The 11,993-nt window shown below is 27.4% G+C and carries 12 protein-coding genes; all 12 read right to left on the reverse strand.

Translation table 11 applies throughout. The features are described from left to right. Positions 1 to 3: 3 nt before the first annotated feature. Positions 4 to 573: a hypothetical protein gene (locus tag QP548_RS06480; protein ID WP_061427615.1), complete on the reverse strand. Its 570-nt coding sequence runs from the start codon at positions 571 to 573 to the stop codon at positions 4 to 6. Between the two features lie 38 nt (positions 574 to 611). Beyond that, a complete protein-coding gene (locus tag QP548_RS06485) occupies positions 612 to 1,154 on the reverse strand; it encodes a hypothetical protein (protein WP_061427613.1) in 543 nt (180 codons plus the stop codon). Beyond that, positions 1,144 to 1,365 carry a hypothetical protein gene (locus QP548_RS06490; RefSeq protein ID WP_061427611.1) on the reverse strand — a complete coding sequence of 74 codons (222 nt, stop codon included), beginning with the start codon at positions 1,363 to 1,365 and terminating at the stop codon, positions 1,144 to 1,146. The genes QP548_RS06485 and QP548_RS06490 overlap by 11 nt, the downstream gene beginning before the upstream one ends. Before the next feature lie 704 nt (positions 1,366 to 2,069). Then, positions 2,070 to 2,531 carry a hypothetical protein gene (locus tag QP548_RS06495; protein WP_061427609.1) on the reverse strand — a complete coding sequence of 154 codons (462 nt, stop codon included), beginning with the start codon at positions 2,529 to 2,531 and terminating at the stop codon, positions 2,070 to 2,072. A 274-nt stretch (positions 2,532 to 2,805) separates the two neighbouring features. Beyond that, positions 2,806 to 3,945 carry an N-acetylmuramoyl-L-alanine amidase gene (locus tag QP548_RS06500; protein WP_061427607.1) on the reverse strand — a complete coding sequence of 380 codons (1,140 nt, stop codon included), beginning with the start codon at positions 3,943 to 3,945 and terminating at the stop codon, positions 2,806 to 2,808. Positions 3,946 to 4,036: 91 nt separating this feature from the next. Further along, positions 4,037 to 4,789, reverse strand: coding sequence for a DNA adenine methylase (locus QP548_RS06505; protein WP_061429434.1), 753 nt, complete (start codon positions 4,787 to 4,789; stop codon positions 4,037 to 4,039). Positions 4,790 to 4,896: 107 nt separating this feature from the next. Continuing rightward, entirely contained in the window at positions 4,897 to 5,337 is a 441-nt protein-coding gene (locus QP548_RS06510; RefSeq protein ID WP_081109942.1) for a phage holin family protein, read from the reverse strand. After that, entirely contained in the window at positions 5,337 to 5,510 is a 174-nt protein-coding gene (locus tag QP548_RS06515) for a hypothetical protein (protein WP_170869544.1), read from the reverse strand. The genes QP548_RS06510 and QP548_RS06515 overlap by 1 nt, the downstream gene beginning before the upstream one ends. A 16-nt stretch (positions 5,511 to 5,526) precedes the next feature. Then, positions 5,527 to 5,736, reverse strand: coding sequence for a hypothetical protein (locus QP548_RS06520; protein ID WP_061427605.1), 210 nt, complete (start codon positions 5,734 to 5,736; stop codon positions 5,527 to 5,529). 27 nt (positions 5,737 to 5,763) lie between these two features. Then, positions 5,764 to 8,079 (reverse strand): BppU family phage baseplate upper protein, encoded by a 2,316-nt coding sequence (locus QP548_RS06525; protein ID WP_061427603.1) that lies wholly within the window; start codon positions 8,077 to 8,079, stop codon positions 5,764 to 5,766. A 7-nt stretch (positions 8,080 to 8,086) separates the two neighbouring features. Next, positions 8,087 to 8,998, reverse strand: coding sequence for a hypothetical protein (locus tag QP548_RS06530; RefSeq protein WP_061427601.1), 912 nt, complete (start codon positions 8,996 to 8,998; stop codon positions 8,087 to 8,089). Next, positions 8,991 to 11,987, reverse strand: a complete 2,997-nt coding sequence (locus QP548_RS06535; protein ID WP_081109940.1) for a phage tail protein — start codon at positions 11,985 to 11,987, stop codon at positions 8,991 to 8,993. The genes QP548_RS06530 and QP548_RS06535 overlap by 8 nt, the downstream gene beginning before the upstream one ends. Between the last annotated feature and the right edge of the window lie 6 nt (positions 11,988 to 11,993).

An 11,993-nucleotide genomic window follows, 5' to 3' on the forward strand; every position in this document is an offset into this window, starting at 1 on the left:
ATTTTAAAAACACTTTGAGCAAGCTGTATATCCTTGGCTTTTAGCATCATTTATATCAGTTTGCCAACTTGTTTTTGTATTACCACACTTAGCTTTTGAGTGATATTTTTTTCCTGTTGCTGTAAGATATACAGTTTGTCCTACTTTAGTTTCATTATTAGCTCCATTTGATGAGCTATTATTGCTACTTTTAGTTGTTTGTTGTTGTGCCTTCTTCTCAGCTTCTGCATTTGCTTTTGCCTCTTCTTGAGCCTTTATTCTAGCTTCCTCTTCTGCTTTCGCCTTTGCCTCTTCCTCAGCTTTTATTCTAGCTTCCTCTTCTGCCTTAGCTTTTGCTTCTTCTTCAGCCTTTATTCTAGCCTCTTCTTCCGCTTTTGCCTTTGCTTCTTCCTCAGCTTTTATTCTAGCTTCTTCTTCTTCTGCTTTTACTTTAGCTTCTTCTTCAATTTTTGCTTGTTGCTCTGCCTTTATTTTTTCCTCTTGAGCTTTGCTAGTGTCTGAACAACTAATAAAAGAACTTGAAAAGGCTATTAATAAAGCCATTATTATACTTGAAAACTTTTTACTCTTCATTTCTAAACTCCTCTTTTTTAAATTATTTTAAAATATAATTAATAATATATCACTGAATTTTCTGTTACTTCTCCCGTTTTTTCTGATTTAGTTATCCCACCTGTTTTATCAACAGTTCCAAAATCAAAAATTCCGCTAGTTGAAAATACATACCCCTTATTTTTATCTCTTCCATCTACAAGTGATGCATAATTCAATTTCTTATTTTTTATCTGCTCATTAAATATTTTTACTAAATCATCATCACTTAAATCTGAATAATAATATCCTATAGCATACTGTCCATTTAGTTTTGTTTTTCCATCACCACTCATTAAATCTTTTACTACTAGCTTTACTTTACTCTCGCTACTTAACTCTGTTGAAGTATTATCACTACTATTTTGTTGCTCTACTTCTTTTTCATTCTTAGATTTTCTTTCCTCTTCAGCGTCAACCTTAGCTTCTTCTTCATTTTTTGCTTGTTGTCCTACCTTTATTTTTTCCTCTTGAGCTTTGCTAGTATCTGAGCAACTAACAAATAAATTAGAAAAAACTATTGCTAAAACCATTATTATGCTTAAAATCTTTTTATTTTTCATAATCAAACACCTCTTTTTCAAAAAGATAATTATTCGTAATAACTGCTTCATTATCAGTAATTATTTCTGATTCTATTTCACTTTTAATTTTATTTTCTTTCGTAATACGCTTTTCACATTCTGTAAAATATAACCCAAATAAAATAAATACTATAACTGTAATAATTAAAATTATTAGCATACTATTACTTTCTTCTTTAGTATTTTCCATATTCCCTCTCCTTTCTACAAAAAATTACATTTAAAGAATATACTACATATCACAAAAAGTTCAACATTTCACAATCATTTTTTACACTTTATTAACACAAAGCTATTCAATTTATACACACATAATTAAAAAAAAATCCTAATTTTACTATTTAATCTTTTAGTTTTTAAAATTGAATTTCAAAAGGTAATTTATATGCCTAAATTATTACTAGAGTTTTCTTTGTGGTAGGAATAATAATCTATAGATTCATTCTTGGAAGGAAATTAAAAGAAGGTTGGAACTACTCCAACCTTCTTACTGTTAAAATTTGATTGACAGGGTTATAGCGTTTAATAAAACTACTATGTCGATATTATATCATTTTTTCAAAAAATATCAACAAATATACTTCTAACTATTTCTATTTTATCCAGTTATTAATTTGCATTTTATTTATATAAGTATGTATAATAAAAAAATATATTTATATTAACATATATTTTATTTCAATATTACTAAAATAAAAATAAATAAAAATTTTCTCTGATACATAAATATATTGAATTTAATTTATGTTGGTAATAAATATAATTTTTCTATTTCCTGAAATAGAAAAAGGTTGGATCTAATCCAACCTTTTTCTTGTTCTCTAAATTATTGGAGTTTGATAAGTTTCTATCACTTTAATTATAACATTAATTTAAATATGTAACAACAATTCATTATTCCAAAAAGGTTGTTTCTCCTTTACTTTCATCTCCAGCCATAGCTATTAGTTGATTGTTTTTATCTAATATTGAAATATCATATAATTTCGAAACAGGTTCTATTCTTCCCTTTATATCTTTTATAAATTTTTCTACCTCATTTTTATTTACCCCCTCTTTAGTTCCATTAAAAACCACTTGAACTGATACTATAGGTTGTTTAGATTCATTTTGAGTTAATATCGTTAAATCATTTACTTCTAATCCTTCCAAAGCCTTCTTTGCTTTTTCTTTATAAACCGCTTTTTCGTCCTGACTCAATTCATTTTGACTCACTATAGAATTTTCCTCACCACTCACTATAGAATTTTCATTTTTCTTTTCTGTTTGATTATTATTGTTTTTCGTACTTCCACATCCCGAAAACAAAGTCCCCACTACTAATAAACTTAAAAAAATCGAAATTATCTTTTTCATACATCCTCCCTATTATTCTATAAATTTCAATTAACATTATATAACATTATTGTAAATAAAAAAAGTATCATAATTGTATGAATATTATTTGCAATTTTAAATAAACTATTAATGGTTGTATAGTTAAATGACTAAGCGTTGATAAAGGTGTTTAAAACCACTTATGCTTTTATACTTATTTAAACTAAAAAAGGAGAGTTAGAAATTAATCTAACTCTCCCTTCCTAATTTAATAAGTGAATTAATGTATAAAATACATCTTCATTATACCATTTTATTGAATTGTTTCAATATATTTTTCACTTACATATCCTTTTTTCTTTCCATTAGAAGTATTGTATTCTATGTAGTACCAACCTTCTGCCTTTCCTAATATATCTACATTTTCATTAGGCTCTAAACTTCCTATAGCTGAATAGTTAGTTCCTGCTCCTGATCTTACAGTTAAAGAAGTTCTAACATTTACTACTTTACCTTTTCTATAAAATCTTTCTTTTTGTTCTCCTTCGTAACGGACATAACCATCGGAAGGTGTGCCATCTTCTCTGTAGAATGTTATTCTTAGCCAACCACCAGTCCTATACATTGGTGAAGCTTTTTGATGTGGTTGTAATTCTTCATCATGCTCTTTTACATTGACATTTTTTGAATCCCACCATACGTACGTAACACCATCATCATTCTTATATTGCATGTGATAATCAAAACTTAATCTACTATAGTTTTCTATAGAAATATACGCATGATATTTTTCATCTTTTCCTGGATAAATAAGTTCTATATGATTTCTTGATGGGTATATACCTAGTACAAAAACTCTGTCTAAACTTGATATATGTCTCCCTTGAATAACTTTACCTTTTTCATCTAAAACCTCTATATCTCCTACTCCTACTATAGTGGCATTCGTTCTTTCTTCATTACTTGTATAGAATCCATTTTCTGATACTACAGTTTCAGAACTTACGCCAGTTGGTCTGTATGAATTGTTTTTAAATTCACTTAATGGGAAGTTCTTTCCTGGGCAATCTGTATTATTAAAATCCTTATGTCCATACACAGGTAAATTGCCTCTTCTTTTTCTTACATCTGCAATTAACTCATAAATAGAATTTAATTGAGCTCTAGTTGGTTTTTCTCTCATTAAAGCACCCTCTAAGCAAATCCCTATACTTGAACTATTTTGACCTATTGTATGAGCTCCTATTGCATTTTCTGGTCTACCTGTCCATATAGAACCATCTTTTCTAATAAAATAATGATACCCTATGCCACTCCATCCATTTCCTTTATGCCATTTATCTATGTCATATACGCTGCAGTTAGGATGATCTGCATTATGAATAATAATTTTATTAGGATTATTCCCATATTTTAATCCATTAAATTTTATGTTTGATTGATTGATGTACATTAAAATCACTCTCCATTTTTTATTTTTATATAATTTAAGGCAATAAAAAAAGGATTTTAATTAATCCACATTTTATTGCCTAAATATCATTTTAAAAATTTGTTATGATAAGTTCATTAAACTTTCTTCTTCCACTTTCAGATTTTGATATAGAATAATTAACTTCTACTTCTTCTATATTAAAATCTTTATACCACTCCCTTACTTTTGGATGGTCATTTATTGTTAATATAAACTTACCTTTTAAATTCTTTAATTTTTCTAATAATATTAAATGCTCTTTTTCACCAAACTCTGCTTCATAACCTGCAGTTTCAAAATATGGTGGGTCTGCGAAAAATACTGTATGTTCTCTATCATATTTTTCTATTATCTTTTCAAATGAAAGATTTTCCACATAAGTATTAGATAATCTTTCTCTAATTTCTTTTAATCTACTCTTGAAAATTTCTTGTGTTGGTTTTCTACTTGTACTATATCCATAGTTTCCACCTTTACTGGCAAAACTAAAATTTATTAGATACAGAAATCTAATAGCTCTTTGTATTTCTGTTAAACTCTCAATAGTATAGTTTTTATATTCTTCAAAAATATCTCGTCCTGAAAACTCATATTCTAGTAACCTTTCTATTTCTGGTGAATGGTATTTTATCATTTTAAATAGATTAATTAACTCTTTGTCTACATCATTTATAACCTCTACTTTAGATGGACTTTTAGCAAAATAAATCCATCCTGCACCAAAAAATAATTCTACATAACAAGTATGAGGTGGTAATTTCTCTATTATAGTTTTTCTTAACTTTGACTTTCCTCCCATTCTTGAAATTGGTGGTTTAATCATTAATGTTTTTTCTTTCATAATACGTCATCTCTTTTCAAAGAATTTTTATAAAAAAGACAATAAAAAAGAAACTTCTTTAAAGTTTCCTAATTCATTGCCTTATTTTTTTAATTTTTAACTTCATTATTTGATATATCGTTCTTATTTTTCTCTATATCGTCTTTAATTTCTATAACTTCGTTCTCATTTTCTGTATCTTTGTTCTTTTTCTCTGTATTTAATACTTCTAATTTTTCTGAAATGATACTTGGTAATGTTACTCCACATTCCCCTAAATTCTCTACTACACTTCCAGCTTCTTTATAAGCAAACAATGCTACTGTAAGACCTATTAAAGTAAATTTTAATCCTAAGAACATATCAAGTATTAATACAAAGGCTATAGCTAACAATTCAGCTATCCACCTTATTATTCCATCTCTCATTTTTCTACTTCTATAATTTTTGTTCTTGTATGATTTTAATATTCCTAGAATCATATCTATTGTTTTAATTCCAAAATAAAGAACTAATAACCAACTTATTGCTTCTGGTATAAATTTAAACATTAATTTATTTCTCCTTCTGTAATATCTTGTTTTGAATTAAGCATATTACTTAATTCCATAAATTGCTTTGCTGTTAAATCTCCTGTCATTTTAAAAAGAATTAGGTTCTCTTTCATTTCCTCCTTGTTGTAGTTTCCTGATTCAATTTGAAATTTACATAATTCGTATGCCATTTTTATATCATCCTTTCTATTTTAATTTAAAATCTTCATCTATTTTTAATTGATTATCTAATATTTCTGCTACGAAAATTTCATTATCATTTACATTTATAAAAAACTCTTGTGTATCTTCAAAATATCTAGCAATATATTCTTTATCTTTTTTAATTTTACCTATAACTTTTTTATTTCTAATTATTTCAAAATCTCTTTTAGCTATTAACTTAATATTTTTCATACAAATCCTCCTTTCTTTTTACATTTTTTATTTTAAATTATTTTTTATTGTCTTTCTTGCAAGATCTTTCTTAGCGTCTAGTAGTCCTGCTACTAACATATCTATAACATCCCATATATTATTAATTTCTTTAGATATATTTTGTATCATAGTTCCTAAATTACTAGGTACTCTAAAATCTACAGCTCCTGGAAGTGAGTTTAATATATAGAAATATGTTTTTTCTTGGAATGTATCTAAATCTATATCAATACAATTTTCTACAATCTCCGTTACCGGTGTAGCTCTTGCAAAGTATATTGTTGTTGTATTAGCTTTTAGCCATGCTTTTAATCCTTCTGCATCTTGTGTAGATAATTTAGATTTAAGTATTTTTATATAAACACCATATTGAGTAATGGCTAGTCCTTCACTATCTACTTTTTGGAAAGCAACACTAAATTGTTTTTTAGGAAAATTATTATTAATGTTTTTATTTTTATCTATTGTTTTATTAATAGTTAAAACAAAAACTTTATATTTTCCAGTTCCACTCTTTTCATCTTGTTCTGTAGTATCTCGAATAGTTTCATCACCAGTAAATGTATAAGTATCTATATTCCTAGTTATTTTTACTTGGCCATTCTCTTCGTACATAATATCTTCTCCAAAATCAAAACCTGGTAATGGAGCTGATATTAAAATATCTTTTTTATCACATTTGTAAGATTCATATTGTGTCGCTTGTGTCCCTTCCTCTAACATTACATCTTTAACTATAAAATCACCATTCATTGAACCATAGTAACCTATTATCTTATATACTGTTTTACCACTCAATGTTTTGATAACTCTCTTTTCATATTTATTTCCAGTGATAACACCATCAGTATATGTGTTATCAGTATAATATACTCTCAATCTATAGTTATTTGCGTTTGAATTATCTAATATTTTGCCATAATAAGAAAGCACATATGATGTATTATACTTATACTTACCTTTCAAATTAAATATATCTTCATCACCTCTGTATAAAGCTACACAATCAAGTCGATATCCATCTTCAAAAGGAGTAATATTTTTATTTGATAAATCTAATCTACCAATATTCTTACCACTACTTAAAATACTAATTTTATATTTATCTCCTTCTTGCTCTGCTTCTCCAAAGCTTTTTAATCCTTCGAAGTATTTTTGTGGTATATAAGTTTCTTCTCTATCAAGGACTATGCATGTATTTCTTAGTAATTCCTTATCAGTTTCACTATTTGTCCATCCTCTATCATACATACCTAAAAATCCAGTTAGTTTTTTACCAGTCAAATCTAACTTACTTATAGAATTTTCTCTTATAATAGGGTTACTATCCCATCCTCCACCTATTCTATATACATTTAATAAAAGTATTCTATTAGTATTATTAACTATATAAACAACTCTGTCCTTCGGTGCATATTCCTCAAATGTATCAACAAGTATATATTTCCCTCCAGCATCTTCTCTTATATTATTTGCTTTATATAAGTTATTCAAAGTTCTACCCTTAATTTTCATACCTTCTGTTCTGCCTTCTAGCGTATTTTCGGCATTTATAGAAATTCCTTCATAAGATAAATTTTGGTTACTTTTAAGTCCATTCTGTAGCTCTGTTAGTTCCATTCTAATACCAGGAATGTTTTGGCTTCCATCAAGTCCATCAATGAATTTCTTTGCTTCTACTATAGAACTTTCTAACTCACTTTTCTTTGTAGCTGCTTCTGGAATCTTTTCATTCAAAGATGTATTTAATGGACCTGCTAGTTTTATATTTTCAGCTAAATTAGTATTTAAAGTTTCTGCTAAATTGATATTATTCTCCAATGATCCATTAAATTCAGTTCCTTCAGTTATCAATCCTTTAAAAATCTTATCTCTTTCTTTTTCAGATTCTTGCCTTTTTTGTTCTTCTAATTTTATCTTTTCAAAAGTATCAAATTCATTTGTACTTTCTATAGCTTCATTACTTCCAAGTTTTTCATCTACTCTAATGATAAAATTAGCTGTACTTATTGTTCCTTCAGAATCTTTTAATTCTAATTCAAAATAAACAAGACCTACTGATTGAAGGGCTGAATTCTTTAAATCAATAGTTAATTCTCCATTAGTTGAATTAGTTATATTGATACCTTCTGTTTGTTCTACCTTAGTTTTATCAGGCTTTTTTGCAAAAAGTTTTATATTCTGATTATTTAAACTTTTTATCGTACTATTTTCAGTTACTGTTATATTAAAAATGACACTATCTAATTGTTTTACAATCCCAACTGGACTGTAATCACTTTCAAAAGTGTCAACTATAAAAGTCATATTCTTTTTTGCCATTTTATAACTAACCTCCTTGTTTAAGAATTTTAATTTGCTCATTTTGTTTTTGAACTATTTTGATTAAATCTGTTATTATAGATTCAAAATTAAGTTTTTTTTCTAAAGTATTAGGAATATCTTCAATCCAAGTATCATCCAAGCTATCTATATCTAAAATATTATAGTTATTTTCTGCACTATTTCTTTTAGTGTCAGAATTTAAAAATTTAACTTTTTCTAATTTTTCATTAGCACTCAGCTGGGCACTTCTCGTATAATAAGGTGTATCCATCTTTTTTAAATATGATTGTTCTAATGAAATCCATTCAACTCTACCTGTCATTGTATTGTCAATCCTAAGCCAATTTTGAGTAGATTCATGAATACTTAATTCATCTATCATGGTATTCATAATCTCAGAATCCTTAGTTCCATATCTACTATGAATCAAAGGAACCTTCCATCCATTTGCATATGGACTTAACATCCACGCCTCTCTACATCTAAAGTATTCTAAGTAAGCATCTGCATTATTTACAGTTAAAACTCCATCCCCTTTTCCTGAACCATTAAGAGCAATCATGGTTTTACCTTCAATAATCCCAGATGTCACATGAGCATTATTTATAGTTGTGGTTTCATCGCTTTCTAAATCACCTACAGTTACATATCCAACAAGATAAATTTTATTAGATTTAATTTTTATGCTTTCAGGACTCATATTTATATATGAAATTATTTCATTAATACCGACTTTCCTAGATACTTCTAAATTTATTTTCCCAACAAACATATTCATTTTAGATGCTAACTCCTCAAGAGTTATATTGGCTTTAGTTGTAGAAATAGAATTTAAGGACTCCTGAATTTCTTTATTTAAATTAGAAAGTGCTTCAGAATAACTTTCCCAAAGCTCTTTGTCAATATTTTTATTCAATATTCTCTCCCTCCGGATTTGTACATTTACTGTTTATATCAAAATAATATTTACGTTCATTTATTATTAGACTTTCATTTGTAGCAAAAAAGCCGTCAGACTTAAAATAAAACCAATCTCCATTGTCCCTTTGATACCACGAATTAGAAATAACATGCTCTATAGCACTTGTAAAAATAGAACCATTATCTTTATCAATGGCAATATTCATATAATCTCTATTTTCATTAGGAATTAGAACTTTAGAATTAACAAACTTAGATCTCATTGTATTTAGCCTAACCTGATTTCCAGGCGGATAAGCAATTGTTGCAATAGAATAATCAGGCCTTAAATATCCTAACCATTTTTCACCGTTTGAACTGGTATTACCATGATGTCCCATTTTAAGAATATCTACTTTACCTATATTTTGACCACCAACAAACTCTTCACTAGAGTAAGACATGTCTCCTTGAATGAAATATCTTATAGCATCTTGATTATTATAATAGTATCTAAATAAGAAACCTAAACTAATATTATTATAATTACTATAATTAGTGTTCTGAGTATTATAAACCCAAATATCACTCTTATCAGTTAACTGTATTTTTATATCATCATTTAGTTCTATTATTCTTGCACCAATACTTTGAGCTTTTGCAATCATTTCCTCATGTAGTTCCTTTGTTTTCCACTCGTTAATTTCAATTGAAGGCATAGAGTTCCAATCAGGAGTTTTACAATAAAGCTCTTTGCAACCAAACTTATCTATTAGATATGGAATACCTGATATATGATCTGAATGCGAGTGTGTTATGAATATTTTATCAACCTTAAAAATATTTTTACTATAAAGATACTTTTCTACATCGTATTGACTTATTTTCTCACCACCATCAAATAAATAGACATCACCGTTATGGTTTTCTATCAATGAAATATCAGGATATGCAGGTCTATGCTTATCACTGAAGTGTGGAAAGTGTATTACAATATCTTTAAATATAGATATGTTTGGAATTGTTGGTTTTTCTTCTTGATTTAATCCTATAACTTCTCTAATTGCATTTATTAAAGAATAATGCTTATCTATAAAATTTTGTTTAGCATTATTTAAAAGTAATAATTGATTTGTATCTTTTAATTCTTCTCTTTTCATTAAAGCCTCTACTTCTTTTAAAGCATTATTTTTTTCTATCTCCAGTATATTCAGTTGCTTTTCTAAGTCTTTCTTTTCTGCTTCTGTTAAAATTCCATCTTTGAAGACTCCATTCATAGTTTTTTCTAAATCTGTATGGGCATTTAAAAGCTCTTGGAATGAATCATCCACAGTTTTTTTATATTTTTTTATTGATTCATTTATCTCTTTTGTGGTATCTTCTTTAGTTGAAACACTCTTTGATCTTATATTTAAACTTGTAACATCTAACGCAACATTTCCAAAACTATCTATATCTAACGTTCTTTTACCATTACCGTCAGTTACAGTAAGGTTTCTAGCATCTATTCTTTGACCTTTTAATTTCCCTACTGTTGCTTTATCCATATCTAAATCTCTAATAATAGCGTGTCCTATTGCTGCTTCTTCGAAAATTTCAGCCGAATCACTTATTTTAAAAGTAACAGCTTTAATTTGAGGTGAAAATAATGTTGTTTTACCATAAGTGTTCTTTGCACGCACTCTATAATACCAAGTTTCAGATGGTTTAACTTCATGTAAAAACGAACTTGCTTTACCTTCGAAAATTCTATTATCGCTAGTTGGATTAAAGTCTTTTATCTTACTTGCAAATAATTCATATGTGTAATACTCTTTATTGCTATAACTCCAATCTAATATTACGCTGCTATATAAAGCTTTTGCTTTTAATATTGGCACATCTGGTAATGTGTCTGGGTAAATATTATCTATAGTTGGTTTATTATTATCTAATATATCGACTTTATCTTTTAAATCACCTATTTCACTTTCAAAATCTGAGTCAACTAAACCAACCTGCACACTTCCAAGAGTTATAATTATATCCTCTGTTTCTTCAATTTCTAATATTCTAGCTTCTAAAACTAAATTTTCTTCTTCATCAATTATTATAATTGTATCTCCTTTTTGACATTTATAATGTTCAAAACCATCTAAAGTATTTAAGTATTCTAAAGTTACTTTATATGTGAATTTAGGATTTTTAACTTCCTGCAATTTATCAAGAGTCTTATTTAATAATTCTCTTTTATCTGATATATTGTCATCTGAAAAAATTCCTTCTAATCTTCCATACTTAGAGATACTTTCAATATCCTCAACATATTTTTTACCATTATTTACTTCGGCAAAATCTAACTTTCTACTAAATCCGCCGTTATCAGTCTCTAATGATTTACCTCTTCCATATAAAACATTAAAATGATCACCTACCGGACTTTTTTCAATAGACTTTAAGTTTGTATCAAAAGTAAATCTTAATCCCGTATCTTCACCTAATCTATGTTTAAAATCTATATATTTATTAGTTATTCGACCTGTAGCTTCATCAATTTCAATCCTTATATCAAATTCAGCTTTAAAAGTATCAAGAATATCGTTAAAAGCTTTTAATCTTGAGATAAAATAGAAATTTATATTTCTTAATTCAAATTCTTCAGTAACTCCCACTTGATAGTCCATGCCCTCGAGAGCTTTTTGAGCTGCTTCTCTTAGTGTTCCATTAACTACTCTTTTATCTTCTATTATGAAGTTTCCTAATGAATTAAAATCACTAATACATTCAATATCAATTTTATTTTCATCAAGTGATATTGTATCGTTAAAATCATAAATTAAAAAAAGCTGGAATTTTTCATCTTTGAAGAATCCAACTTTATTATTTTTCTTAATATTCTTTTTTTTGCTAGTACTAAAACTTAAAGAATCACTTGAATTAACTTTTGTGATATGTTTAAAATCTGAATAGTCTTCTTCTGTTAATATTTCAAGTAAATTTTCTTTTCTATCAAATATATAAAGCATAGATCC

Origin of the sequence: Clostridium sp. UMB9555A, assembly GCF_030222355.1 — a bacterium.
Taxonomy (GTDB): Bacteria; Bacillota; Clostridia; order Clostridiales; family Clostridiaceae; genus Sarcina; species Sarcina perfringens.